Origin of the sequence: Streptomyces sp. NPDC060194, assembly GCF_042728285.1 — a bacterium.
Lineage (GTDB): Bacteria > Actinomycetota > Actinomycetes > Streptomycetales > Streptomycetaceae > Streptomyces.
In genome coordinates, this window is sequence record NZ_JBHWZH010000092.1 from 1 (window position 1) to 24,572 (window position 24,572).

The following is a 24,572-nucleotide window of genomic DNA, read 5'->3' on the forward strand; positions in this document are numbered from 1 at the left end:
TCCCCCCGGTGGGCCCCCGTCACCGTGGTCAGTCGCGCACGGCCACCTTCTCCGCGACGGCGGGCACGCCCACCGCGCCGTCGGCCGGCGACGCCGCGACGACGATCGAGCCCCGTGCGGCCCGCGGCCGGCGCAGACCGGTCGCGGTCAGCAGCAGCCCCGCCGCGGCGAGCGCGGTGACGACGGCCAGCCCGGGCCGGAAGCTGTCCAGGACGGCCTCCGGCGACGCCCCGGAACCGCCGCCGCCCGTGATCACCGCGGTGACGACGGCCAGGAACACCGCCCCGCCCACCTGCACGGAGGTGTTCAGCAGCCCCGAGACCATGCCCTGCTCGTGGTCGTCCACCCCGTTGGTGGCCTGGATGTTGAGCGAGGGGAAGGCCACCGCGCAGGCCGCGCCGATCAGCAGCATCGACGGCAGGATGACGCTCGCGTAGGCGGGGGCCAGGCTGATCCGCAGGAACAGGGCGTACCCGACGACCATGAAGGCGAAGCCGGCGACCAGCAGCCGCGAGGTGCCGAAGCGGTCCACCAGCGGGCCGACCTTCGTGGACGACAGCGCGACGAGGGCGCCCGCCGGGAGGAAGGCCAGCGCGGTCTGGAGCGCGGACCAGCCGAGCAGGTTCTGCAGGTACATGGTGGCGATGAACTGGAACCCGACGTAGGAGCCGAAGAAGAACGCGGCGCCGAGCTGGGCGCGCACCTGGTCGCCCGAACGCAGCACCCCGAGCCGGACCAGGGGGCTCGCCGAGCGCCGCTCGATCGTGACGAACAGGGCCAGCAGCAGCGCCGTGGCGGCGAACGACAGGAGCGTCCTCGCCGACGCCCAGCCCACCTCCGGGGCCTGGACGACGGTGAACACGAGCAGCAGCATCGCCGCCGTGCCGGTGACGGCGCCGGGCACGTCGTACCCGCCGCGCCGCTCGGTGCGCGGGCTGCGCGGGATGAGGCGGAGGCCGGCGACCAGGGCGAGCAGGGCGATCGGCGCGGGCAGCAACATGGTGAGCCGCCAGCTCACCTCGGTGAGCAGGCCGGAGAGGACCAGGCCCATCGAGAAGCCGGTCGCGGCGCAGGTGGTGTAGATGGCGAGCGCCCGGTTGCGCTGCGGGCCCTCCTTGAAGGTCGTGGTGATGATGGACAGGCCGGCCGGCGCGGTGAACGCGGCGCTGAGCCCCTTGACGAAGCGGCTGACGATGAGCAGCGGCCCGGAGTCGACGAGCCCGCCGAGCAGCGAGGCGAGCGCGAAGACGGCCAGGGCGATCAGGAACACCCGCCGCCGGCCCAGCAGGTCGGCCGCCCGGCCGCCGAGCAGCAGGAGGCCGCCGTAGCCGAGGATGTAGCCGCTGACGATCCACTGCAGGGTCGAGGTGTCGAGCGCCAGCTCCTCGGCGATCGACGGCAGGGCGACGCCGACCATGGAGACGTCGAGCGCGTCCAGGAACATCGCCGCGCAGAGCACGAGCAGGGTCCCCCACAGCCGCGGGCTCCAGCGGTCGTCCACGGCGGCGGGGTCATTGAGCGGTGAGGTCATGGCCGAGACAGTACATGCACATGCATTCAATGCAAGTGCATTTAATGTCGATGCAACGAACTCGGCGATCTCTGCTACCGTCTGAAACATGTCGCCGAACCCTCCCGCGTCGCCCGAAGGGGCCGCCGCTCACGGGCTCGCACCGGACGGCCCCGTCCTCGTGGCCCAGTGGCGCGAGATCCTCGCCCGCCACGCCCGCACGATGTGCGAACTGGACCGCGAGCTGCAGCAGCACGGGCTCGGGGCCAGCGACTTCGAGGTTCTCGACGTGCTCGCGGAGAACGCGTCGGACGACGGCCGCCACGCCTACCGTGTCCAGGACATCGCCGCCCGCGTGCACCTGAGCCAGAGCGCGCTGTCCCGGCTGATCAGCCGACTGGAGCGGGACGGCCTCGTCGGCCGCGGCATGTGCAGCGAGGACCGGCGCGGCGTCCGGGTCGTGCTGACCGACCGGGGGCGCGCGGTCCACGCGGCGGCGCTCCCGATGCAGCGGGCCGTGCTCGCCCGCACCCTGGCCCCGGAGTCGGGCCCCGCCGCGAACTGAGCCGCACCGGTCCCGTGACGCGCCTCGGCCGGACCGGTCCCTCAGGCCCGCCGGAACGCGTACCCGATGACGGCCGAGCACGCCGCGAGCAGGGCGACGCTGGTCAGCGCGACGGGCAGCGAGAGCCAGTCCGCCATGAACCCGATCGCCGGCGGTCCGATCAGCATCCCGCCGTACCCCAGCGTCGACGCGGCGGCCACCCCGTCCGGGCCGCCGAGCGCGCCCGCCCGGTCCATGGCGACGGGGAACATGTTCGCGAGCCCGAGACCGGTGACCCCGAAGCCCGCGAGCGCCGCCCCGGTGCCCGGCGCCAGCGCCCCGAGGAGCATCCCCGCGGCCGCGACCGTGCCGCCGCCCACCAGTACCGCGGTCCGGCCCAGCCGCTCCAGGAGCGCCGTCCCCGAGAGCCGGCCCACCGTCATGGCCAGCGCGAAGACGGCGTACCCGGCGGCCGCGAGGCCGGGGGCGGCGCCCAGGTCCTGGTGCAGGTGGAGAGCGCCCCAGTCGGCCAGCGCGCCCTCGCCGTAGGCCGTGCAGAGCGCGATCACGCCGAAGACGACGACCACCGTCCGGGCGCTCGGCCCGCCCCGCCCCGACCCGGCCGCGACGGCTCCGGTGCCCGGGCCGGACGGCCGGGCGGGCCGCGGCGCCGCGAACCGCAGCAGCGGGAGCCCGGCCGCGACGGCGACGACCAGCGCGATCACCGTCAGCCCGAGCAGGTGCGCGGTGGGGGAGAGGTGCCCGGCGACGATGCCGCCGGCCCCCGCGCCCACCATCCCGCCGAGACTGAACGCCGCGTGGAAACTCGGCATGACCGGACGGCCCAGCGCCGCGACGAGGTCCACCGCGGCGCTGTTCATGGCCACGTTGAGCGCGCCGTACGCCGTGCCGAAGACGAGCAGGGCGAGGCCGAGGGCAAGCGGTGAGCGCGGCAGCGGCGGCAGCGCGACGCTCACGGCCAGCAGGAGCGCCGAGGCCACGGTCACCGGGTGGTTGCCGAACCGGCGGCACAGCCGGCCGGTCAGCATCATCGTCACCACAGCCCCCGCCGACACCCCGAGGAGGGCGAGGCCGAGGGCGCTGGCGGACGCCCCGGTCTGCGCCTTGATCGCCGGGATGCGCACCACCCACCCGGCGAAGACGAAGCCGTCGAGCGCGAAGAACACGGTGAGCAGCACCCGGAGGCGGCGGAGTCCGGCGGCCGTGCCGTGCTCGGCGCCGGTCGTCCCTGACCTGAGTTTGTTCAATGCTGACACAAACGGCAGGCTAGACGGCGCGCCGAACGCCGTGCAAGACCTTTCCCGGCACCGGCCCCACCGCTGGTCCGCCCCGCCGTCCGGCGCGAGGATGGCGGACATGAGCGCCGCCGAACTCTTCCCCCGCGACCGCGCCACCCCCGCCCCCGGCGCCGTCCACGTGCCCGACTGGCTCTCCGCCGACGAGCAGCGCCGCCTGCTCGACGCGTGCCGCACCTGGGCCCGCCCGCCGGCGGGCCTGCGGACCGTGCGCACCCCCGGCGGCGGCGAGATGACCGCCCGCCAGGTCTGCCTCGGCCGGCACTGGTACCCCTACGGCTACGCCGACCACGCCGTCGACGGCGACGGGGCCCCGGTGAAGCCGATGCCCCGGTGGCTGGCCGAGACGGCCGACCGGGCGGTCGCCGCGGCCTACGGCGACGCGGCCCCCGGTGCCGACCCCTCCGCACCGCTCGCCTACGACATCGCGCTGATCAACTTCTACGGCGGCGACGCCCGCATGGGCATGCACCGCGACAGCGACGAGGAGTCCGACGCCCCGGTCGTCTCCCTCAGCCTCGGCGACACCTGCGTCTTCCGCCTCGGCAACGTCGACGGCCGCTCGCGGCCCTGGACGGACCTGGAGCTGCGCAGCGGCGACCTCTTCGTCTTCGGCGGCCCCTCGCGGCTCGCCTACCACGGGGTGCCGCGCGTGCACCCCGGCACCGCGCCTACGGAGCTGGGGCTCGAGGGACGCCTCAACATCACCCTGCGCGTCAGCGGCCTGCCCGGAACCGGCCGGCCGGAGGCCTGATCACTTCCAGATCCGCACGTAGTCCACGTACATGGTCGAGTCCGCGTCGAAGGTCTCGTCCTCGATGTCCCCCTCCGGGAAGTCGCTCACCTCGTGCGAGATCACGACGAACTCGTCGACCAGCGGGATGAGCCGCTCGTCGGTGACCGTGCGGACGACCCGCCCGTCGTAGAGGAACTTCAGGTGGTCGCCCGTCCAGCTCAGGCCGAAGGTGTGCCAGTAGTCGTCGTGGAGGCGCGGGGCGGGGAACACGCCCGGGGACGACTTGAGGTCGTCGTACCCGTCGTAGTGGATGTTGGTCGAGAACCTGTTCGCCCGGTACGCGGTCTCCGCGATGTCGATCTCGGCGCCGTCGGCCGCCGTCCCGGGCACGTCGCCCTGGTCGGGGTGCTGGAGCCAGACGGCCGCCAAGTGGCCCTCGGTGGGCGGCACATGGACCCGGAACTCGATCGCGCCGCCGTGGTAGCCGTACTTGCCGCGGGTCTCGATCCGGCCGCCCGCGTAGCGGCCCTCGCCGAGCCGCTTCACGTCGATGGCGAGCGCGCCCCGGCCGGCGGCGTCGGGGCGGACGGTCCCGGGCGCGTACCACCAGCGGATGCCGTCGTGCGGCTCGCGTTCGACGTCCAGCGCCGTCCACTTGGCGGTGTCGAGCGTCGGCGCGCCGAACTCGTCGCTGAAGACCAGCTCCGCCGAGCCCGTCCCCGCGCCGCCCCGCGGCCGGACGCCGCGCGGGGTCGCCGGGTCGACCCAGCGGGACGCGGTCGGCGTCGAGGGGGTGGCGGCGGGCGGCGCCGGACGGCGACCGGACCCGTCGGAGGCCCGGCGGGGGTCGCGGTCGGCGAGCAGCACCCAGCCGATCAGCACGGTCAGGGCCGTCAGGGCGGCCCCCGTCGCGAGCGCCGCCCGCGGCCTGCGGCGAAGGCGCTCCCGGACGCCGCTCGCACGTCGGGTCCAGATGCTCTCCACGGGTCCCACTCCTCGGCGGAAACGGCGCACGGCGGTCGTCGAGCGTATCCACCGGCGATGACCGCACGTCAGGCGGGTCCTTCGAGGGCCGCGCGGGGCCCGCCTCCGGCGTCGGCGCGGGCCCCGGATCCGTCGATCATGGGAGACTCTCCGTCATGACTGGCAAGGCGGCCCCGCACGCGACCGGGGACACGACCACCCCGGACACCCCTCCCGGACCGGTGACCGTACGCGGCCCCGGCGCCCCGGGCGCGGCGGGCAGGAACCGGCTGGAGCGCGGCCGGAGCGCGCTCGGACCCGCTCTCGAACTCGTCCACACCGGCCGCGCCCCCACCCGGGCCGTCCTCACCTCCGAACTGGGCGTGACCCGCGCCACGGCCGGCGCGGTCGCCGCCGAGCTGGAGGCGCTCGGCCTGATCCGCGTCGACAGCCGCCCCAGCGCGTCCGCCGGCTCCCAGGGCCGCCCCTCGCACCGGCTGTTCGTCGCCGACGACGGCCCCGTCGCCCTCGCCGCACAGGTGCACGCCGACGGGTTCCGGGCGGCGCTGGTCGGCCTCGGCGGCCGGATCGTCGCCACCACCCCCGGGTGCGAGGTCGTCGGGGCCGATCCGGCGCAGGTCCTCGGGGCCGTCGTCGAGGCCGGGGCGGAGCTGCTGCGCGAGACCGGCCGCCGGTGCGTGGGCGCGGGCCTCGCCGTGCCGTCCGCGGTCGCCGAGCCCGAAGGCCTCGCGCTCAACCCGCTGCACGTGGCCTGGCCGGCCGGCGCGCCCGTCGCCGCGATCTTCGCCGACCGGGTGCGCGACGCGGGCATCACCGGGCCCGCCTTCGCCGGCAACGACGTCAACCTCGCCGCGCTCGCCGAGCACCGGCACGGAGCGGGCCGCGGGGCGCAGCACCTGCTCTGCGTGGCCACCGGACACCGGGGGGTCGGCGGCGCACTCGTCCTCGACGGCCGCCTGCACACCGGGAGTTCGGGCCTCGCCCTGGAGGTCGGCCACCTCACGGTCAACCCCGAGGGCCGCCCCTGCCACTGCGGCGGACGCGGCTGCCTCGACGTCGAGACCGACCCGCTCGCCTTCCTGACGGCGGCGGGACGCGACCCCGGACCCGAGGTCTCGCTCCTTCAGCAGGCACGCGACCTCATCCGCACCGGCGGCGCCGATCCGGCGGTCCCGGCCGCGGTCGAGGAACTCGTCGACCGGCTCGGCCTCGGCCTCGCCGGACTGGTCAACATCCTCAACCCCGACCGGATCATCCTCGGCGGACTGCACCAGGCGCTCCTGGACGCGGCCCCCGACCGGCTGCGCGCCGTCGTCGCCGACCGCAGCCTGTGGGGGCGCAGCGGCAGCGTGCCGATCCTGCCGTGCACGCTCGACCACAACAGCCTGGTCGGCGCCGCCGAGCTGGCCTGGCAGCCCGTCCTCGACGACCCGCTCACGGCCGTCGCCTGACCCGCCGGGAACGGCCCGGGCCTCAGCCCACCACGGCCCGGCGGGCGAGACGGACCGGCCGTTCCGCGAACGCCGGGGCGTGCGAGGTCTGCGGACGCCCCACGTCGGCCGCCGCCCGCACCCCACCGGGCCGCGCGGGCGCCGGCTTCGCGGGGGAGACGGCGGCCAGTCGGAACCAGACGACCTTGCCGCCCGCCTCCACCGGCCGCGCCCCCCAGCTATCGCTGAGGGCCTCGACCATGGCCAGGCCCCGCCCGCAGGTGTCGAGCGGGTCCGCGTCGCCCAGGACGGGCAGCCGGGGGTCACGGTCGTGGACGGAGACGGTGAGGTGCTCGCGCCGCAGCTCGATCTCCACCCGGCACGTCTTGTCGGGCTCCGCGTGCCGGTGGACGTTGGTGAGCAGCTCGGTGACGGCCAGCGCCGTCGGGTCCACGAGGGGGTCGAGATGCCAGTAGCGCAACTGCGCGGAGACGATTCTGCGGACCTGTCCGATCCGCGACGGCAGAGCCAGGAGCTCCACCGCGCACTGCCTGCTCGGATGACTGATCACGGGTGCGACTCCCCGAATTGAGGTCCGGAAGAAGGCGATGATCCGGCGTACCGCTCCTTTGAGTGATCGCCGGGTGACCCAGAGTGATATGTGGGACCAGAGTCGCTCAGCCCGCGCGGCCGCGCAACTCACGGACCGGTCAGGCGCCGCCGGTCCGGTCCGTGCCGCGAGCGCCCGCCTCGCGGAACGCGGCCAGGAAGCCGCCGGCCGCGCCCGGCCCGTCCCCGCCCGGCGTCCGCGCGTCTCCGCCGAGCTTGAGCAGGTAGCGCCTGCCGTTCACGGTGGCCGCCGCCTCGTCCTCCGCCGCGAACCACGGCCGGCCCAGGGTGACCTGGGAGACGGGGGCGCTGTCGATCTCGCTGCCGTAGCTGGTGAGGAGCTCCAGCCTGCCGTCGCTGATCCGGACCTGGCCCGCCCGGGTGAGCGAGCGCAGCCGGCGCCCGATCCGCACCCCGCGGGCCGTGAACTCCGCGTCAGCCATGGACCGCCTCCGTCGGGTCGCCGCGGCCGCCCGAGACGTGGCCGCGTCCACCGGTGCAGTCTGCACGGCGTCCGGCCGCGGCGCCAGAGCCCGGCGCGGCCGGTCCAGGGCACCGGGGCCAGGAGTTGCTTTGAGCGCCCCAAAGGAGTGTTTATGCAGGTGAGAAGGGTGTTGCGGGTGTCTATGATCGAGGCCGGGGACCCGATGCGACAGGAGCGGAACGTGAGCAGCGACAAGGCCCTGGCCACCCTCGACGTGGACCGCAGCGACGCCGGGTACCGCACCTGGCTGAAGGAGGCGGTGCGCAAGGTGCAGGCCGACGCCAACCGCTCCGCCGACACCCACCTCCTGCAGTTCCCGCTGCCGGAGCACTGGGGCATCGACCTCTACCTCAAGGACGAGTCCACCCACCCGACCGGCAGCCTCAAGCACCGGCTCGCCCGCTCCCTCTTCCTCTACGGCCTGTGCAACGGCTGGATCCGCCCCGACCGCCCCGTCATCGAGGCCTCCAGCGGCTCCACCGCCGTCTCCGAGGCCTACTTCGCCAAGCTGATCGGCGTCCCGTTCATCGCCGTGATGCCCCGCACCACCAGCCGCGAGAAGTGCCGGCTGATCGAGTTCCACGGCGGGCGGTGCCACTTCGTGGACGACTCCCGGCTGATGTACGAGGAGTCGGCGGCGCTCGCGGCCCGCACCGGCGGCCACTACATGGACCAGTTCACCTACGCCGAGCGGGCCACGGACTGGCGCGGCAACAACAACATCGCCCAGTCCCTCTTCGAGCAACTGCGCCTGGAGCGCTACCCCGAGCCCGCCTGGATCGTCGCCACCGCCGGCACCGGCGGCACCTCCGCGACCGTCGCCCGGTACGTGCGCTACATGCAGCACGACACCCGGGTGTGCGTCGCCGACCCGGAGAACTCCTGCTTCTTCGAGGGCTGGACCACCGGCGACCCGGGCGTCACCAGCGACTGCGGTTCGCGGATCGAGGGCATCGGACGGCCCCGGATGGAGCCCAGCTTCGTGCCCGGAGCCATCGACCGCATGATGAAGGTCCCCGACGCCGCCAGCGTCGCCGCCGTACGCGCCCTGGAGCGGGCGACGGGCCGCAGGGCCGGCGGCTCCACCGGCACCGGGCTGTGGAGCGCCTGGAAGATCGTCGCCGAGATGGCCGCGGCCGGGGAGACCGGCAGCGTCGTCACCCTGATCTGCGACGCGGGCGACCGCTACCTCGACAAGTACTACTCCGACTCCTGGCTGGAGGAGCAGGGCCTCGACATCGCCCCGTACACCCGGGCGATCGACACCCTGCTCGCCACCGGCGCCTGGCCCGACTGACGGGCCGCGCCGGCCGCCTGACGCACCGTCAGGCGCCCGGCTCCTCCGCGAGGCCGGCCACCACCAGCTCCTCCAGGTGCTCCGAGGCCTCCTCCCGCACCTCCGCCGGCAGGCCCGCGTCCGTCACCAGCGTGTCCACCTCGTCCAGGCCGGCGAACGAACTCAGGCCGACCGTCCCCCACTTGGTGTGGTCGGCGACCACGACCACCCGCCGGGCCGAGCGCACCAGGCGCCGGTTCGTCTCGGCCTCCGCGAGGTTCGGGGTGGACAGGCCCGCCGTCACCGATATGCCGTGCACGCCGAGGAACAGCACGTCGAAGTGGAGCGCCCGGATCGCCTGGTCGGCCACCGGCCCCACCAGCGAGTCCGAGGGGGTGCGCACCCCGCCGGTCAGGACGACGGTCGCCGCCGACTGACGCTGGCCGCCCGCCCGCCCGGCGGTGTGGAACACGTCCGCCACCCGCACCGAGTTGGTGACCACGGTCAGGTCGGGGACGTCGAGAAGCCGCTGCGCCAGGGCGAACGTCGTGGTGCCGCCGGACAGCGCGATCGCGCTGCCGGGGACGACGAGCGCCGCCGCCGCCCGGGCGATCGCGTCCTTCGCGCCCTGCTCCAGCGCCGACTTCGCCTCGAACCCCGGCTCGTGGGTGCTCGCCTCGGTGACCGGCACGGCCCCGCCGTGCACCTTCTCGACCACGCCCTGCCGGGCGAGGGTGTCCAGGTCGCGCCGGACCGTCATGTCGGAGACGTTGAGCCGCCGGGTCAACTCGTTGACCCGCACGCCGCCGCGGCGGCGCACCTCGTCGAGGATCAGGGCACGGCGTTGCTCGGCGAGCAGGTTGTGGTTCTCGCTCACGCCGGGGCGGGTCCTTCCCTTGGGTCACCTGCGCGGCCCGAGGGGCTCCGACGCCGCTCGTGCACGGGCCTCCCATCCTCGCACGGCACAGGGGCCCGCGTACCGGCGGGGAGATTTCGCACGCGGCGGCGCGGGACAGGTGCCGGAGCGGCGCCGAAGGGGAATCATTGCCTCCCCGTCCTTCGTCCGAGAGCGAGTCCAGGACCGGTGCACGACAGAACAGCGGGCGGCGGACCCGCCCTCGAACTCCTCGTTCACGGCGTCGGCGGCGCCACCCCCGAAGAGATGCTCGGCGACCCCCGCACCACCCGCGTCACCGGTGACGCAACCGCCGCGATGCACCGGCGCACCGACGACGTCGACGCCGAGAGCCGGCCCGAGGACTACCGGGGCAGACCGATCCCCGAGGCGTACTGCTGGTCCAACCTCACCTCCGGCAACGGCTCCCGCGCCCTGTGGCTGCTGCTCCTGCCGTTCATGGTCGTCAACCTCGCCCACTGGATGCGCCCCGCGGCCCGCGGCCACGACCGGGCCATACGGCTCCACGGCGTCCTCGTGCGGCTCGTCGGCCTGAGCCTGACCGTGCTGTTCACCGCCGCCGCCTGCGAGGTCGCCCTCGACCTGACGGCGTGGCAGTGCGCCGGCACCCCCGCGTGCGCCGGCAACCGGTCCTGGCTCGGCTTCCTCACCCCCGACGCGGCCGGGGGCGGCGGCTGGTGGACCGCGCCGGGCCGCCGGCTCGCCCTCGCGGCCCTGGTCCCCGCCGCCCTCACCGGACTGCTCTGGTACCTCTCGCACCGCACCTGGAACGCCTACGAGTCGCAGCAGCCGCTCCCCGGCCGCCCCGCGCGCGCCCACCTCGCCGCCGACGTCCCCTCCGGCGAGGTGCCGTACACCGTCGCCGCCCTCGGCCGCCCCGGGTTCTGGTACGGCCGCCGGTTCGTCGCCCGGCTGCGCGCCGCGCACACCGCCGCCGGGCTGCTGACCGTCGCCGCCGCGCTGAGCACCGCCCCCGCCCGGCACGACCGCGCGCCCGGCGGCGCGGCCGCCGCCGACCTCGCCGGGTGGATGCTCCAGGCCGCCGTCGGCTGCGCGGCGCTGTGGTGCGTCTGGGTCGTCTGCCGCCGCGGACGCACCGAGTCGCACATCGACCACACCCTCGACCGGGTCCTCCTGCGCGCCCTGCCGGCCAACGCGCTCACCCTCCTGGCGTGCGCGCTCCTGTACGCGGCGTGGCCCCGGCCCGGCTGGGTCTCCGGCGGGCGGCTGCCCGGCGACGCGGCCTTCGCCGTCCTCACCCTCGCCCAGGGGCTGCTCGTCCTCGCCCTCGCCGCCGTCGCCCTGCTGCTCCACCGCACCGCCCCCGACCACCGGGCCGCCCTGCGCGGACTCGCGGGGCCCGCCGTCGCCACCCTCGCCTGCGCGCTCGGCGGGGTGATGACCGGCGGCGTCGCCCAGCGGGTCGCCGACTGGCTGGACGGGCCGAGCACCCCCGGCATGGGCGCGGACCCGGTGATCCAACCGCCCGTGCTGCTCTCCTGGCAGGCCTCCGCGCTGCCCCCGCTGCTGCTCGTCCTGCTCCTCGGCGCCGGTTGGCTCGCCCGGCGCACCCGGGAGCTGCGCCGCGAGGAGACGGCCCGGGTGCTCGCCGAGTACCCCGAGGCCCGGGCCGAGGACGTACGGGCCCGGCGGATCGCCGGGACCCGCGCCCGCGCCGCCCTCACCGACCGCGCCCCGCGCATCCTCGCCCTGACCTCCGCGGTCACCCTGCTGCTCGGCGGGATCGCCCTGGCCGGCTCCCGGCTGACCGCCGAGGTCCCCGGCGAGGCGGCGCGCGGCGCCCCGCCGGTCGTCGAGGGCGCCGCCCAGACGGTCCAGGCGCTCGGCTCCTGGCTGGTGGGCGTCGGCTTCCTGCTGTTCGTCACCTGGGGCCGGCGCGCCTACCGCGACGCCTCGGCCCGCCGCACCATCGGCATCCTCTGGGACGTCGGCACCTTCTGGCCGCGCGCCGCGCACCCCTTCGCCCCGCCCTGCTACGCCGAGCGCGCCGTCCCCGACCTCGCCTGGCGCATCGACACCTGGACCCGCGCGACCGGCGGCCGGCTCGTCCTGTCCGGCCACTCCCAGGGCAGCGTGCTCGCCGCCGCGGCCGCCTGGCAGCTGGACGCCGAGGTCCGCAAGGGCGTCGCCCTGCTCACCTACGCCTCCCCGCTGGAACGGCTCTACGGCCGCTGGTTCCCCGCCCACTTCGGCCCGCACGTCCTGCGGACCCTGCACGACGAGGTGGACTGCTGGCGGAACCTCCACCGCCGCACCGACCCCATCGGCGGCCCCGTACAGCTCCCCGGCGTCGACGCCGCACCGCTGCGCGACCCGGCCGCGTACGCGCGCACCGCACGGGACCCGCTGCCCGCGCCGATCCTCGGCCACTCCCTCTACCAGGCCGACCCCGCGTTCGCCGCCGAGCGGGCGGCGCTCCTCGCCCGGCTGGCCGCCGCGCCCGGACTGCCCCGGCAGGCCGCGGAGGCCGCCGGGGTCACGGCAGCTCGGGGAGGTCCTCCGGATACAGCAGCGTGAGGTCGTCGGTGCTCATCTCGGCGAGCTGGGCGACCCGCCCGGCGTGCCGCTCCACCATCGCCTCGAAGGTCTGGCGCGCGGTGCGCCCGTTGCCGAACGCCGGTCCCTTGGGGAGCGCGGTGAAGTACTTCACCAGCGCCTCCGACGTCCCGCCGGCCAGCCGGTACTCGTGCTCGTCGGCCTGCTGGGCGACGATGCTCAGCAGTTCGTCCGGGTCGTAGTCGCCGAAGGTGATGGTCCGTGAGAACCGGGACGCCACACCGGGGTTGACCGCCAGGAAGCGCTCCATCTCGACGGTGTAGCCGGCGACGATGACGACCACCGCGTCCCGGTGGTCCTCCATCAGCTTCACCAGCGTGTCGATGGCCTCCCGGCCGAAGTCGCGGCCGGAGTCCTCCGGGGAGAGCGCGTAGGCCTCGTCGATGAACAGCACGCCGCCGCGGGCCCGTTCGAAGGCCTCCTGGGTGCGGATGGCGGTGGAGCCGATGTGCTCGCCGACCAGGTCGACGCGGGACACCTCCACCAGGTGGCCCTTCTCCAGGACGCCGAGCGAGGCGAGGATCTCGCCGTAGAGCCGGGCGACCGTCGTCTTGCCGGTGCCGGGGGAGCCGGTGAAGACCAGGTGGCGGCGGGCCGAGGCGGCCTTCAAACCCGCCCGCTGCCGGCGGCGGCCGACCTCGATCATGTCGGTGAGCGCCCGCACCTCGCGCTTGACGCTCTCCAGGCCGACCAGCGCGTCCAGTTCGCCGAGCACGTCGGTGGAGGCGCGCAGCGCCTCGCCGGGCGTCTCGGTGACCCGGGGCGCAGGGACCGCGCCGAGCAGCCCGGTGGTCGTGTGCTGCGTCGCCGTCTGCACGCCCGCCGGGGCGGAAGGAGCGGACGGCCCCGGCGCCCCGGGCCGCGACGTGGCGGTGGGGCCGCCCGACAGGCCGCTCTCGTCGCTGGTGCAGTCCTCGACCACCGGCCCGTCCTCCGGGAACTCGTAGCCGCCCCGCTCGCAGCGCTCGGTGCGGCAGCGGGTCAGCGTCGTGCGGCAGCCGTCGAGGACGTGGAAGCCGTAGCCGCCGCTGCCGGTCACCCGGCAGGCGTGGAAGGTGCCGCGGCCCTCGGCCGAGACGTAGAAGCCGGCCTCGACGGGGGAGGTGATCGTGCACCGCTCGACGGTCGGGTCGGCGCCCTTGGTGACGATGACGCCCGTCTGCGCGCCGTCCACCGAGCAGCCGCTGAGCGTGCCGCCGCTGCCGTGGTCGCGGAACCAGGCGCCGGTCGCGGCCTCGCGGATCCGGCAGTCGTCGAGCTGCGCGGTCGCCCCGTCGCTCACCGAGACCGCGGTGTTGCGCACCTGCGCCAGGTCGCTGTCGACGAGGTCGGCGCGGGACCCCCGGTCCAGGACGAAGATCGCGTCCGGGACGTCGTGCACCCGGCACGAGGTCAGGGTGACCGCGGCCCCGTCGCTGACCCAGACCGCCGGGTAGTCGCCGGTGCTGTCGTGGATCTCGCAGCTCCCGGCGTCCACCCGGGTCCCCGGGTCCCACACGGACAGGCCGTTGCGGCCGAAGCGGCGCACGGTGGTCCGGGTCAGGGTGAGCACCGAGCGCGACCGGAGGTCGATCGCGTTCTCCGGGATGTCGTGGACGTCGCAGTCGACGAGGGTGACGACCGCGTCGGTGTCGAGCGTGACGCCGTCACCGGTGGTGCGGTGCACCGAGCAGGCGGTGAGGTGGGCGGTGGCGCGGGCGTTGACCTGGACGCCGGCGCTGCGGATCTCGTAGATCTCGCAACCGATGGCCTCCAGGCCGGAGTTCTCGCCCGAGACCGTCAGACCCGCGCCGGTGGTGCGGTGGATCCGGCAGCGCTCCAGGCGGGGGTGGCCGCCCTCGCGCACCGCGACCCCGGCCTGCCCCGCGGCCAGCACCTCGCACTCCTCGAACAGACCGCCCCCGCCGTCCAGGACGGCGATCCCGACGCCCGCCGGGTTGTCCACCACCAGCCTCCGCACGGTCGGCCGGGCGCCGCCGCGGACCTCGAGTCCGGCCGCGGAGCGGGTGGCGATCCGGACGCCGGCGATCTCCGGTGTGCCGTCCTCGACGAGGAGCGCCGGTGACGCCCCGTCCTGCCCCTCCAGCTGCAGGTTCTGCAGCACGGCGGAGGCGCGGAGGGTGACGGCGACGCCGTCCACCGGGGCGATCCGCACGGTGCCGTCCGGGCCGTCGGGGCCGCGCAGGGTGACGGCCCGGGTGATCACCAGGTTCTCGCGGTAGGTGCCGGGGGCCACCGTGAGCACGTCGCCGTCCCCGGCGGCCTCGAGCGCCGCCGCGAGGGAGGCGTACTCGCCTGTGCGGCGGCGCCACCTCGACGTGCCGGTGTACGTCACCTGGACCGTGCCCTGTGCCATGGCGCTGAACTGCCCCCGCCTCGTCGTGCCTCACGCGTGTCCGACCTTCGCCGATCCGGCCGCCCCGGTGAGGCACCTGCTCCGGCCGGTCCACCGTAGCGTGCGCGGGGCGGGGGAGTTGACCAGTCGTCGGTGTCGGCGCGGGAGTGGCGCGGCCGGGTCAGCTGCCCGCGCCGGTGCGGCCCCAGTCCGGACCGGTCCGCGCCCAGTCGCGGTCGAGCAGGGCGTACCGCCGCCGGTCGAGCCGCCACACGACCAGCCGGCGCCCGCCGGCGACGAGCGCGGCGAACACGACGGCGGCTCCGGCGCCCGCGATCGCGGCGTGGGTGCTCGCCGTGGTCGCGTCGAGCGGCCGGGTGGTCTGCCGGCCCTCGGCGTCCGTCCACAGCGTGAACCGGTCGCCGGGCCGGGCGTCGGGCGGGGCGGCCGAGGTCGTCCCGGTGTGCCGGACCCCGTCGGGGCCGGACCAGACGGCCACCACCCGCGAGGCCCCGCCGCGGACGGTCGTGGACTCCGGGTCGGGGTCGGCGGGGTCCCAGGCCGCGGGGCGGACGACGGACGCCGTCGCCAGGTGGCGCTCCCGCTGCTGGCGCTGCACGGACTGCTGCAGGGCGTCGTCGGCGAGGGCGCCGCAGAAGCCGCCGGCCACCGGGGCGGCGAGGACGATCAGCAGGAGGGCGCCGAGGGCGACCCAGGCCTCGACGAGGTCCGTTGTACGGCGCAGCGGGTTGTGCCGCCAGCGCCAGATTCCGCTCAGGGCTCGCACGATCGCGCACCCCCTTCCGCCTCCGTCATGTCCGCGCGCCGGCCGGCCGACACCTCGGACGGGCCCCGCTCCGCGGAACGGTGCCGTCCGGCGGCGACCCGCCGGATCCTCGCGGCCGTCTCCCCGAACAGACGTCCGTCATTCGAGGATAGTCACGCCGTCCCCGCGTCGCAGCGTGCCACCCGTCGCGGGGATCAGGAGCATCCCGAACTGCAGCTTCCCGTCCCGCCGCCGGTGGCGGGCCAGGGTGCGCAGCGGCTCCTTGCCGCGCTTGGCGGACCGCTGGTCGGTCGTCGTGACCAGGCAGCGCCCGCAGGGGCCCGCGACCCGCAGCTCCACTCGGCCGATCCGGAGCCGCCGCCAGTCGTCCTCCGCCCACGCGGGCGGGCCGTCCACGACCAGGTTCGGCCGGAACCGGTCCATGGGCAGGGGCCCCTCCTGGGCGTGGTCGCCGGCGGCGACCAGGTCGTTCAGGGCGTCGAGCGAGGACCGGGTGGTGAGCAGCAGGGGGTAGGTGTCGGCCAGGTTGACGGTGTCGCCCGGGAGTCCGCCGCTCCGGGTCACCGGCCGCCGCACGGCGGGTTCGTCGAGGTGGACGAGCCGGACGGGCCGGCCGGTGTACGCGCTCAGCCACGCGTGGGCGGCCTCGTCCGCGAGCGCCGCCTCGAGCTTGTCGCTGAAGACAGCGACCGGCACAGTGGGCCCGCCGAGCGCCGGCGGGCGTACGGTCAGCGTCGCGCGGCCGGACGCGGACAGCGCGATCGCGCCGTCGGCCAGCGGCGCGGCGGCCGCCAGGGCCAGCCGCGGGTGTTCGCGCTGGGTGACGCAGCTCCCCGCCTCGTCGACCACCATCCAGCGCCGGTCGCCCGCGAGCCCCCACGGCTCGACGGCCGCCTCCTCGGGGGCGTACCCGGCCAGCGCCTTGACCGGATGGACGTGCAGTGAACTCAGGACAGGCAGCGGCATGGCTCCATCCTGTCAGGGGCCGCCGACGGTGCTCCGCCGCGACCCCCTCGGTCAGTAGCCGCGGCCGCCCTGGTACTGGCGGTTGTACGGGTCCTCGTAGGGCGCGGCCTGGGCGGGGCGCGGGGCGACCGGGCGCATCGCCTCGTAGCCCGTGTGCTGCGCGGGGCGCTGCTGCGGGTAGCCGGCCGGCGGCCGGGGCTGCTGCGGCGCGTCGTAGCCGCGCGGGGCCTGCGCCTGCTGCGGGATGTACGGGGCGGGCGCCTGCTGGAGCGGCGCCACCGCGTAGCTCTGCTGCGGGTAGCCGTAGGCCGACGGCGCCGGCTGCTGCGACGGCCCGGAGGGGAGCGCGGGCAGCGCGGGCAGCGCGGGGGCGTAGGACGCGGGCGGGTAGGAGGCCGACTCGTAGGCGGCCGGAACCCGGATCGGGGCGATCTGCGGGGTGCCCCGCTCCGCGACCAGGGAGTCGTAGATGGGGGTGTCCGGGATGGACGGCGCGGAGTAGTAACCGCCGCCGTAGGAGGAGCGGGGGGAGGTCATGGGACATAAGTTAAGCCCACGATCCGCCGGTTGGGGAGACCCCAACTTCCGCTCATCCCCTTTACGCTGATTGCGCGGCCCTGACCTGCCAAAACACCGTCAGTCGTGGCGGCCGTCACGGGGGGGCTACCCGCGGGTAGATCATCTTCGCCGGGCGATTCGGCGGCTTCCCCCGGACGGGGCGCCGCGGGGGTGCCATCATCGGAGGCCATCGGAACCGGGGGGCCGACGGCCCGGAGCGGGAGCTGACGTGACGACGATGCGCAAAGGTGCGAACGTGGCGGTGCCGGCGGGATCGGTCCGCGTGGAGATCGGCTGGCGCTCCGGCCCCGGGATACCGGACGCGGACGCCTCCGCGCTCCTCCTGGCGGCCGGGAAGGTGCGCTCCGACGCCGACTTCGTCTTCTACAACCAGCCGGCGCACGCCTCGGGCGCGGTGCGCCACGAGGGCAAGCGGGCGGCCGGCGGCGAGACCACCGACACCGTCGCCGTCGACCTCGCCCGGGTCGAACCGGCCGTCGACCGCGTGATCCTGGCCGCCTCCGCCGACGGCGGCTCCTTCGGGCAGGTCCCCGGCCTGCGGGTCCGGGTCCTCGACGCGGGCGGCGGCGCCGAGATCGCCCGCTACGACAGCGAGGACGCCACCACCGAGACCGCGTTCGTCCTCGGCGAGCTCTACCGCCGCCAAGGAGCGTGGAAGTTCCGCGCGGTCGGCCAGGGCTACGACAGCGGACTGGCGGGCCTCGCCACCGACTTCGGCATCACCGTCGACGAACCCCAGGCCCCGCCGGCGCCCACCCCGCCGCCCGCACCCGCCCCGGTGCACAACCCGCCGCCGGCCCCGGCCCCGGCCCCGGTCCCGACCCCGGTCCACCGGCCGCCGGCCCCCGCCCCGCCGCCCGCGCCGGTCCCCGCCGAGCCCGTCCGGCTCAGCAAGGTGACGCTCACCAAGGACGCCCCGCGCGTCTCGCTCGGCAAGCAGGGCGGCACGTCCGGCGCGCTCAAGGTCAACCTCAACTGGACGATGCGCAAGGCCTTCGGCCGCCGGAGCAACCTCGACCTCGACCTGTGCGCCCTCTACGAGCTCACCGACGGCCGCAAGGGCGTCGTCCAGGCCCTCGGCAACGCCTTCGGCGCCCTCCACCAGCCGCCTTACATCCACCTCGACGGCGACGACCGCACCGGCGCCGCGGCCGCCGGCGAGAACCTCACCGTCAACCTCGACCACAAGGCGTCCTTCCGCCGCATCGTCATCTTCGTGATCATCTACGAGGGCGCGCGCAGCTTCCGCGGCCTCAACGCCACCGTCACCCTCCAGCCGCAGCACGGGGCGCCGGTGGAGTTCTTCCTCGACGAGTGCACTGTCGACTCGCCGGTCTGCGCGCTCGCCCTGATCACCGGGCAGAACGGCGACCTCGTGGTGCAGCGCGAGGCCCGCTACCTGATCCCCGCCCGCGGCGTCGGCCTCCAGCGGGCCGTCGACGAGGCGTACGGCTGGGGCATGAACTGGACGCCGGGCCGCAAGTAGACCCCGCGTCAGCCCGCCCGGTCGGCCCGCGGCGGGCGGGCGTAGGTCCGGCCCTTCCAGGCGGACCCGCGCCCGCGGTGGTGCTGCAGCGCGGAGTCCACCGTCATCAGCAGGTACAGGAACGCGGTGACCGGCAGGAGCGGGGCGAGCCACAGCGGCTGCCGGTAGTAGCGCAGCATCGGGACGTACGTCGCCGTCATCACCAGCCACGCCGCCCCGCCCGCCACCGCGGCCCACGGCGATCCGGCGGCGAGCGCGAGCAGGGACAGCGGCGGCACCAGGTACACCAGGACCAGACCCGCGACCGTACCCGCCAACAGGGCCGGACTGTGCCGCAGTTGGGCGTAGGCGCTGCGCGAAACCATCCGCCACAGCTCGGCGAGGCCCGGGTACGGGCGGACGCTGTCCACCCGGTCGGCCAGGCCCAGCCAGATCCGGCCACCGCCGCGCTTGACCGCGCGGGCCAGCGCCACGTCGTCGATCACGGCGTGCCGGATCGACTCCGGCACCCCGGCCCGCTCGGCGGCCGCCGTCTGCAGCAGCACGCAGCCGCCCGCGGCCGCCGCGGTCCGTCGGCCGGGCCCGGCCACCCACCGGAACGGGTACAGCTGGGCGAAGAAGTACACGAACGCCGGCACGACCAGCCGCTCCCAGCCGGTCACCACCCGCAGCCGGGCCATCAGCGACACCAGGTCGTGGCGGCCGGCCTCGGCGGCGGCGACCAGGGCGCGCAGGCTGTCGGGCCCGTGGGCGATGTCGGCGTCGGTCAGCAGCAGGTACTCCGGGCCGCCGGTCAGTTTTTCCCGGCCGGGGGGAAGGTCCTGCGACCCGCCGCCCCGCGCCCGCGCGATCCCGTGCCGCACCGCCCACATCTTGCCCGCCCAGCCCGGCGGCGGCTCGCCCGGCGAGGAGACCGTCAGCGGCAGCCCGCCGTGCCGCTCGGCGAGCGCGCGGGCGAGCGCGCCGGTCCCGTCGGTGCTGCCGTCGTCGACCAGGTGGATCTCCGCCTCACCCGGATAGTCCTGCCCGAGCAGCGACGGAAGACTGTCCGGCAGCACGGCCGCCTCGTCCCTGGCCGGCACCACCACCGCCACCCGCGGCCACCGCTCGGGCGGCCGCGGCGCGGGCGGGAGCCGCACGTCGGTGCGCCAGAAGGCGCCCTGTCCGAGCAGCAGCCAGCACCAGCACGCCAGGGAACTGAGGGCGATCCACCCGAGCAAGTCCACCCGGCGCAGTCTGCCGGACGGAACGGGGCCGACACGCGACCATCGCATAGGGTGATCAGGTGAAGATCGCGCTCATCGACTCCGGTATCGGACTGCTCGCCGCCGCCGCCGCGGTGCGCCGACTGCGGCCCGACGCGGATCTCGTCGTCTCCGGTGACCCCGACGGCATGCCCTGGGGCCCCAGAACGCCCGAGGACCTCACCGGACGCGCCCTCGATGTCGCCAGGGCCGCGGCCGCCCTGTCCCCCGACGCGCTGATCGTCGCCTGCAACACCGCCACCGTGCACGCGCTCCCCGCCCTGCGCGCGGAGCTCGAACCGGGCATCCCGGTGATCGGCACCGTGCCCGCGATCAAGCCGGCCGCGGCGGGCGGCGGCCCCGTCGCCATCTGGGCCACCCCCGCCACCACGGGCAGCCGCTACCAGCGGAACCTCATCGCGGAGTTCGCCGGCGGGGCAGAGGTCACCGAAGTGCCCTGCCCCGGCCTCGCCGACGCCGTCGAACAGGCCGACGAGGCGGCGATCGACCGCACCGTCGCCGCCGCGGCGGCCCTCACCCCGCCGGGCGTCCGGGCCGTCGTCCTGGGCTGCACCCACTACGAGCTGGTGGCCGAGCGCATCCGGGCCGCCCTCCGGCAGCCCGGCGCCGACCCGCTCCGGCTCCGGCTCCACGGATCGGCCGACGCCGTCGCCGGCCAGGCGCTGCGCCGGATCGGCGCGGAGCCGGCCCCCGACGCCCCGCCCACCGGCCGCCTGACCGTCCTCGGCGGCGGCCGCGTCACCGAACTCCCCACCGCCGCGCGCGCCTACGTCGAGGGCCGCCTCCTCGCCGGGGTCACCGCCACCCGCTGACCCCGGCTTTCGAGCCCGCAGGGCGAGCCCAGGGGCGCGGGACCGTGTCGATGTGCGGCTGCGCCGCGCGGGCGCGACCGGCCACGGCGCTCCTGCTGCCCGCTGCTATCGAGCCCGGAGGGCGAGTCAAGGGGCGCGGGTCTGTGTCGATGTGCGGCTGCGCCGCGCGGGCGCGATCAGCCCGAGCGCGCCCGCGGATTGCGGCTCCCGAGCCCGCAGGGCGAGTCGAGGGGTGTAGGACCGCATCGACGTCCAACGCCGCCGCGCCGTACGGCACGACACGCAGGCCGACCTGCGCCTGCGCTCAGTCGTCCCGCAGCCGCGCCGCGGGCCTCGCCGCCGCGAGGCCGGCGAGGAGGCCGGCCCCTGCCGTCACCGGCGCGAAGCTGAGCACGTTGCCGATCGCCGCCAGGACGGCCAGCGCAGCCAGCGCCGCGCCCGCCGTCAGGGCCACCGGCGTGGCGACCGGCGAGCGCCACAGGCCGAACAGCATCCAGCCGAAGAGCGCGGCGAACAGCGCGACCCCCACCGCCCCCTGCTCGGCGGCCACCTGCAGCGGGGCGGAGTGCGGGCGGCCGTCCCCGTGCAGCGCCTGGCCCGCCGTCGGGCTCAGCACGGCGAAGCGGCCCGGTCCCACGCCGCGCTCCGGGTTCTCCCGCGCGAGGTCGAGCGCGTCCTGCCACAGCGACACGCGGCGCGCGGTCAGCGGACCCTCCAGCGACGAGGCGAGCCCCCGGGGCAGCGCCTCCTCCGCGACCGCCCATGACACGCCCGCCACCAGGCCCGTCGCCAGGAGCAGCGCCGCGAGCCCCGCCGCCCTGCGGCGGGTCCGGGCCGCCGCCAGCGCGCACAGCACCACCCCCACCGCCCCCGCGAACCCGGCCGGCGAACCGAGCAGCGGCGCCCCGCCGACGGCAGCCGCCGCGAGCAGCCGCGAAACCGTCCGCACCCCGCGCGAGCGCGCGGCGGCCGCGCCGCAGCACGCGGCGCCGGCGGCCAGCACCACCAGCGCCGCCGTCGCGCCCGTGTGACCGGACGGCGCGGAGGCGCCCGCCCCGCGGAGACCGTCGTGCGACGCCACCGCCGCCACCAGGGCCGCCGCCGCGGTCAGCGCGAACGCCCCCGCCGGCCGCACCGATCCCCACAGGCGGCCGCACGCGTACCCGGCGCACACCGCGAGCACCGCGAGGAGCACGCCCTCGGGGCGGGCGTCGCGGCCCGCCGCCGCGACCAGCGCCCAGACCGCGCAGCCGACGATCAACGCCGCGCCCACGCCGTCGGACACCCGGCCGCCCTCCCGCACCACGGGCCGAACAGACGGTGACGCCATCCCGCAGACCCCCCGATCCAGGACCAACGGACCCACGCTAGTGGCTGGAGGTGCGTTCTGTGACCCGTCTGTGCAGGAAGGATGTGCGTTCCGTGCCCGCGGACCGGCATCGGGGCCTCCGGCGTGCCGCCGTAGACTCCGCAGCGTGACCGCCACCCTGTCCCGCACCTCCGAGCCCGACCCCGCGGCGCCCGTCGCGCGCGGCAGGCTCACGCGTCTCCTGCCCGCCCTGGCGGCCGTCTGCTCCGGACTGCTCCTCTACGCGAGCTTCCCGCCCCGCCCCCTGTGGTGGCTCGCGCCGATCGCCTTCGCGGGCCTCGGGCTCGCGGTCCGCGGCCGTCGGGCGCGGGCGGGGTTCGGCCTCGGCTTCCTGGCCGGTCTCGGCTACCTGGTGCCGCTGCTGTCGTGGACGGGCGTCGACGTGGGGCCGCTGCCCTGGCTGGCGCTCGCCACCGTCGAGGCGCTCTTTGTCGGCCTCACGGTCACGGGTGTCGCCCTCGTGTCCCGGCTCCCGGTGTGGCCGCTGTGGGCCGCGGGGGTGTGGGTGGCGGGCGAGGCCCTGCGAGCCCGCTTCCCGTTCGGCGGCTTCCCGTGGGGCAAGGCGGCCTTCGGCCAGCCCGAGGGGATCTTCCTGCCGCTCGCCGCGCTCGGCGGCACCCCGCTGCTGAGCTTCGCCGTCGTGCTGTGCGGCTTCGGCCTCGCCGACCTCGCGCGCCTGCCCGCCGTCCGCCGGGCCCGGACCGCAGCGGCCGGCGACACCGCCTCGGCCGCCACGGACGCCGCCGCGCCCGCACCGGGCGACACGCCGTCCCACCTGCGCACCGGCCGCCGGCGGATCGCCCTCGCCGCCGCCCTGACCGTCGCCCCGATCGCCGCCGGCGCCGCCGCGCTGCCCCTCGTCGACACCTCCGCCGAGGACGGCACCGCCACCGTCGCCGTCGTCCAGGGCAACGTCCCGCGCCTCGGCCTGGACTTCAACGCGCAGCGGCGGGCCGTCCTCGACTACCACGTCAAGGAGACGAAGCGGCTGGCCGCCCGGGTGGCCGCCGGCGACGTCCCGCAGCCCGACCTCGTGCTCTGGCCGGAGAACTCCTCCGACATCGATCCCTACGCGAACCCGGACGCCGCACAGGTCATCGACGAGGCCGCCCGGGCGATCAAGGCCCCGATCTCGGTGGGCGCGGTCGTCACCCTCAAGGACGGCACCCCGCGCAACCGCCAGATCCTCTGGGACCCGCGGACCGGGCCGGGCGCGGTCTACGACAAGCGGCAGCTCCAGCCGTTCGGCGAGTACATGCCCTACCGGAGCTTCTTCCGGATCTTCAGCTCCGACGTCGACCGCGCGGGCAGCTTCGTCCCCGGCACGAAGACCGCCGTCTTCGACATGGCCGGCACCGGCATCGGACCGGTCACCTGCTACGAGGCCGCCTTCGACGGGGTGGTGCGCGACCAGGTGCGGGCGGGTGCGCAGATCCTCTCCGTGCCCAGCAACAACGCGACCTTCGGGCGCAGCCAGATGACGTACCAGCAGCTCGCCATGGACCGGGTGCGGGCCGTCGAGCACGGGCGGGCGGTCATGGTCCCGGTCACCAGCGGGGTCAGCGCGGTCATCCGGCCCGACGGGTCGGTCGCCCGGGAGACGAAGCTGTTCACCCCGGACTCGCTCGTCGCCGAGGTCCCGAAGCGCAGCTCCCTGACCCCGGCCACCCGGCTCGGATCCCTGCCCGAGTGGCTGCTCGTCGCCGTCGGCGCGGCCGGTCTCGGCTGGTCCCTGACCCGCGCGTTCGCCGCACGCCGCCGCGGATAGGGTCGAGACCATGGCGACTCCCGACTTCATCCGCGACCTGCGTGCCGATCTCGGCCACCAGCTGCTCTGGCTCCCCGGCGTCAGCGCCCTGGTCTTCGACGACGAGAACCGGGTCCTGCTCGGCCGCCGCGCGGACACCGGCCTCTGGTCGATCCCCGGCGGCATCCCCGACCCCGGGGAGCAGCCGGCGCGGACGGCCGTGCGGGAGGTCTTCGAGGAGACCGGCGTCGAGTGCGTGGCGGAGCGGATCGTCCTGGTGCAGGCGCTGAAGCCGGTCGTCTACCCCAACTCCGACGTCTGCCAGTTCATGGACGTCTCCGTGCGCTGCCGGGCCACCGGCGGCGAGGCGCGGGTCAACGACGACGAGTCGCTCGAGGTCGGCTGGTTCGCCCTGGACGCGCTGCCCGAACTCGCGGAGTTCTCGCTCTTCCGCATCAAGCAGGCCCAGAGCGACGGCCCGACCTGGTTCGAGCCCGCCGCGCAGCCCTGACCCCGCGCGCCCCGGGATGCGGCCGCGTCCCGTCCGGGTGAGGCTGGAGGGCCACGGTCCGCCACGGAAAGGTGCGCGCAGTGAGCGACGACAAGGGCACGTTCGACCAGCTCAAGGGCAAGGCCAAGGAGGCCGCCGGAACCGTCGGCGGCGACGAGCGGCTGAAGAGCGAGGGCCGGACCGACCAGGCCCAGGGCAGGGCGAAGGAAGCCGTCGAGAACGTGAAGGACAAGCTCGCCGGGATGAAGGACAGCCTAGGCGGCAAGAAGGACGACAGAGCCTGAGGAACCGCAGGCCACAGGCGCTGCGAGGGCGCCACCGGGTGACGGATCC

The 24,572-nt window shown here is 75.8% G+C and carries 22 protein-coding genes; 10 read left to right on the forward strand and 12 right to left on the reverse strand.

Features of this window, described 5'->3' with window-relative positions; all coding sequences use genetic code 11:
• Nucleotides 1-28 precede the first annotated feature (28 nt).
• Nucleotides 29-1,531 carry an MFS transporter gene (locus tag ACFWEG_RS19745; RefSeq protein ID WP_387216757.1) on the reverse strand — a complete coding sequence of 501 codons (1,503 nt, stop codon included), beginning with the start codon at nucleotides 1,529-1,531 and terminating at the stop codon, nucleotides 29-31.
• A gap of 88 nt (nucleotides 1,532-1,619) precedes the next feature.
• On the opposite strand from ACFWEG_RS19745, the gene ACFWEG_RS19750 reads away from it, so the two are divergent.
• Nucleotides 1,620-2,075 (forward strand): MarR family winged helix-turn-helix transcriptional regulator, encoded by a 456-nt coding sequence (locus ACFWEG_RS19750; protein WP_387216759.1) that lies wholly within the window; start codon nucleotides 1,620-1,622, stop codon nucleotides 2,073-2,075.
• A 41-nt stretch (nucleotides 2,076-2,116) separates the two neighbouring features.
• Here the strand turns inward: ACFWEG_RS19750 and ACFWEG_RS19755 are convergent, their stop codons facing one another.
• The gene (locus ACFWEG_RS19755) at nucleotides 2,117-3,322 is read right to left on the reverse strand and encodes an MFS transporter (RefSeq protein WP_387216795.1); all 1,206 of its coding nucleotides are present in this window, start codon (nucleotides 3,320-3,322) and stop codon (nucleotides 2,117-2,119) included.
• Nucleotides 3,323-3,431: 109 nt separating this feature from the next.
• Here ACFWEG_RS19755 and ACFWEG_RS19760 point away from each other — a divergent pair, with 109 nt between their 5' ends.
• Nucleotides 3,432-4,124 (forward strand): alpha-ketoglutarate-dependent dioxygenase AlkB family protein, encoded by a 693-nt coding sequence (locus ACFWEG_RS19760; protein ID WP_387216761.1) that lies wholly within the window; start codon nucleotides 3,432-3,434, stop codon nucleotides 4,122-4,124.
• On the opposite strand, the gene ACFWEG_RS19765 is transcribed toward ACFWEG_RS19760, so the two are convergent.
• Nucleotides 4,125-5,090, reverse strand: a complete 966-nt coding sequence (locus ACFWEG_RS19765; RefSeq protein WP_387216763.1) for a family 16 glycosylhydrolase — start codon at nucleotides 5,088-5,090, stop codon at nucleotides 4,125-4,127.
• A 155-nt stretch (nucleotides 5,091-5,245) separates the two neighbouring features.
• Between ACFWEG_RS19765 and ACFWEG_RS19770 the strand changes: the two genes are divergently transcribed.
• The gene (locus tag ACFWEG_RS19770; RefSeq protein WP_387216764.1) at nucleotides 5,246-6,541 is read left to right on the forward strand and encodes an ROK family protein; all 1,296 of its coding nucleotides are present in this window, start codon (nucleotides 5,246-5,248) and stop codon (nucleotides 6,539-6,541) included.
• Between the two features lie 22 nt (nucleotides 6,542-6,563).
• Here ACFWEG_RS19770 and ACFWEG_RS19775 read toward each other — a convergent pair whose 3' ends face one another.
• Both ACFWEG_RS19775 and ACFWEG_RS19780 read right to left on the reverse strand, forming a co-directional pair.
• Nucleotides 6,564-7,091: an ATP-binding protein gene (locus ACFWEG_RS19775; protein WP_387216766.1), complete on the reverse strand. Its 528-nt coding sequence runs from the start codon at nucleotides 7,089-7,091 to the stop codon at nucleotides 6,564-6,566.
• A gap of 139 nt (nucleotides 7,092-7,230) precedes the next feature.
• The gene (locus ACFWEG_RS19780) at nucleotides 7,231-7,572 is read right to left on the reverse strand and encodes a hypothetical protein (RefSeq protein WP_387216768.1); all 342 of its coding nucleotides are present in this window, start codon (nucleotides 7,570-7,572) and stop codon (nucleotides 7,231-7,233) included.
• 222 nt (nucleotides 7,573-7,794) lie between these two features.
• Here ACFWEG_RS19780 and ACFWEG_RS19785 point away from each other — a divergent pair, with 222 nt between their 5' ends.
• Entirely contained in the window at nucleotides 7,795-8,910 is a 1,116-nt protein-coding gene (locus ACFWEG_RS19785) for a PLP-dependent cysteine synthase family protein (protein WP_387216770.1), read from the forward strand.
• Between the two features lie 28 nt (nucleotides 8,911-8,938).
• Here the strand turns inward: ACFWEG_RS19785 and ACFWEG_RS19790 are convergent, their stop codons facing one another.
• Nucleotides 8,939-9,766 (reverse strand): DeoR/GlpR family DNA-binding transcription regulator, encoded by an 828-nt coding sequence (locus ACFWEG_RS19790; RefSeq protein ID WP_387216772.1) that lies wholly within the window; start codon nucleotides 9,764-9,766, stop codon nucleotides 8,939-8,941.
• Nucleotides 9,767-9,973: 207 nt separating this feature from the next.
• Between ACFWEG_RS19790 and ACFWEG_RS19795 the strand changes: the two genes are divergently transcribed.
• On the forward strand, nucleotides 9,974-12,343 hold the full coding sequence (locus ACFWEG_RS19795; RefSeq protein ID WP_387216774.1) for a hypothetical protein: 2,370 nt from the start codon (nucleotides 9,974-9,976) through the stop codon (nucleotides 12,341-12,343).
• Here ACFWEG_RS19795 and ACFWEG_RS19800 read toward each other — a convergent pair.
• The 4 genes from ACFWEG_RS19800 to ACFWEG_RS19815 all read right to left on the reverse strand — a co-directional run bounded on the left by ACFWEG_RS19800 (nucleotide 12,303) and on the right by ACFWEG_RS19815 (nucleotide 17,007).
• Nucleotides 12,303-14,738, reverse strand: coding sequence for a right-handed parallel beta-helix repeat-containing protein (locus tag ACFWEG_RS19800; RefSeq protein WP_387216776.1), 2,436 nt, complete (start codon nucleotides 14,736-14,738; stop codon nucleotides 12,303-12,305). The genes ACFWEG_RS19795 and ACFWEG_RS19800 overlap by 41 nt on opposite strands.
• A 160-nt stretch (nucleotides 14,739-14,898) precedes the next feature.
• On the reverse strand, nucleotides 14,899-15,504 hold the full coding sequence (locus ACFWEG_RS19805; RefSeq protein WP_387216778.1) for a hypothetical protein: 606 nt from the start codon (nucleotides 15,502-15,504) through the stop codon (nucleotides 14,899-14,901).
• A 138-nt stretch (nucleotides 15,505-15,642) separates the two neighbouring features.
• Nucleotides 15,643-16,470 (reverse strand): MOSC domain-containing protein, encoded by an 828-nt coding sequence (locus ACFWEG_RS19810; RefSeq protein ID WP_387216780.1) that lies wholly within the window; start codon nucleotides 16,468-16,470, stop codon nucleotides 15,643-15,645.
• A 51-nt stretch (nucleotides 16,471-16,521) separates the two neighbouring features.
• Nucleotides 16,522-17,007 (reverse strand): DUF6643 family protein, encoded by a 486-nt coding sequence (locus ACFWEG_RS19815; protein WP_387216782.1) that lies wholly within the window; start codon nucleotides 17,005-17,007, stop codon nucleotides 16,522-16,524.
• A gap of 259 nt (nucleotides 17,008-17,266) precedes the next feature.
• Here ACFWEG_RS19815 and ACFWEG_RS19820 point away from each other — a divergent pair, with 259 nt between their 5' ends.
• Nucleotides 17,267-18,535, forward strand: a complete 1,269-nt coding sequence (locus ACFWEG_RS19820; protein WP_387216797.1) for a TerD family protein — start codon at nucleotides 17,267-17,269, stop codon at nucleotides 18,533-18,535.
• A gap of 8 nt (nucleotides 18,536-18,543) precedes the next feature.
• Here the strand turns inward: ACFWEG_RS19820 and ACFWEG_RS19825 are convergent, their stop codons facing one another.
• Nucleotides 18,544-19,761 (reverse strand): glycosyltransferase, encoded by a 1,218-nt coding sequence (locus ACFWEG_RS19825; RefSeq protein WP_387216784.1) that lies wholly within the window; start codon nucleotides 19,759-19,761, stop codon nucleotides 18,544-18,546.
• A 59-nt stretch (nucleotides 19,762-19,820) separates the two neighbouring features.
• Here ACFWEG_RS19825 and ACFWEG_RS19830 point away from each other — a divergent pair, with 59 nt between their 5' ends.
• Complete coding sequence (locus ACFWEG_RS19830; protein WP_387216785.1) at nucleotides 19,821-20,612, forward strand: glutamate racemase; 792 nt, start codon at nucleotides 19,821-19,823, stop codon at nucleotides 20,610-20,612.
• Nucleotides 20,613-20,916: 304 nt separating this feature from the next.
• On the opposite strand, the gene ACFWEG_RS19835 is transcribed toward ACFWEG_RS19830, so the two are convergent.
• Nucleotides 20,917-21,897, reverse strand: coding sequence for an O-antigen ligase family protein (locus ACFWEG_RS19835; protein ID WP_387216787.1), 981 nt, complete (start codon nucleotides 21,895-21,897; stop codon nucleotides 20,917-20,919).
• Nucleotides 21,898-22,087: 190 nt separating this feature from the next.
• Here ACFWEG_RS19835 and lnt point away from each other — a divergent pair, with 190 nt between their 5' ends.
• The 3 genes from lnt (at nucleotide 22,088) to ACFWEG_RS19850 (ending at nucleotide 24,523) form a co-directional block, all read left to right on the forward strand.
• Nucleotides 22,088-23,749: an apolipoprotein N-acyltransferase gene (gene lnt / locus ACFWEG_RS19840; protein WP_387216789.1), complete on the forward strand. Its 1,662-nt coding sequence runs from the start codon at nucleotides 22,088-22,090 to the stop codon at nucleotides 23,747-23,749.
• Nucleotides 23,750-23,759: 10 nt separating this feature from the next.
• Nucleotides 23,760-24,239 carry an NUDIX domain-containing protein gene (locus ACFWEG_RS19845; RefSeq protein ID WP_387216791.1) on the forward strand — a complete coding sequence of 160 codons (480 nt, stop codon included), beginning with the start codon at nucleotides 23,760-23,762 and terminating at the stop codon, nucleotides 24,237-24,239.
• A gap of 80 nt (nucleotides 24,240-24,319) precedes the next feature.
• Nucleotides 24,320-24,523: a CsbD family protein gene (locus ACFWEG_RS19850; protein ID WP_387216793.1), complete on the forward strand. Its 204-nt coding sequence runs from the start codon at nucleotides 24,320-24,322 to the stop codon at nucleotides 24,521-24,523.
• Nucleotides 24,524-24,572: the final 49 nt, after the last annotated feature.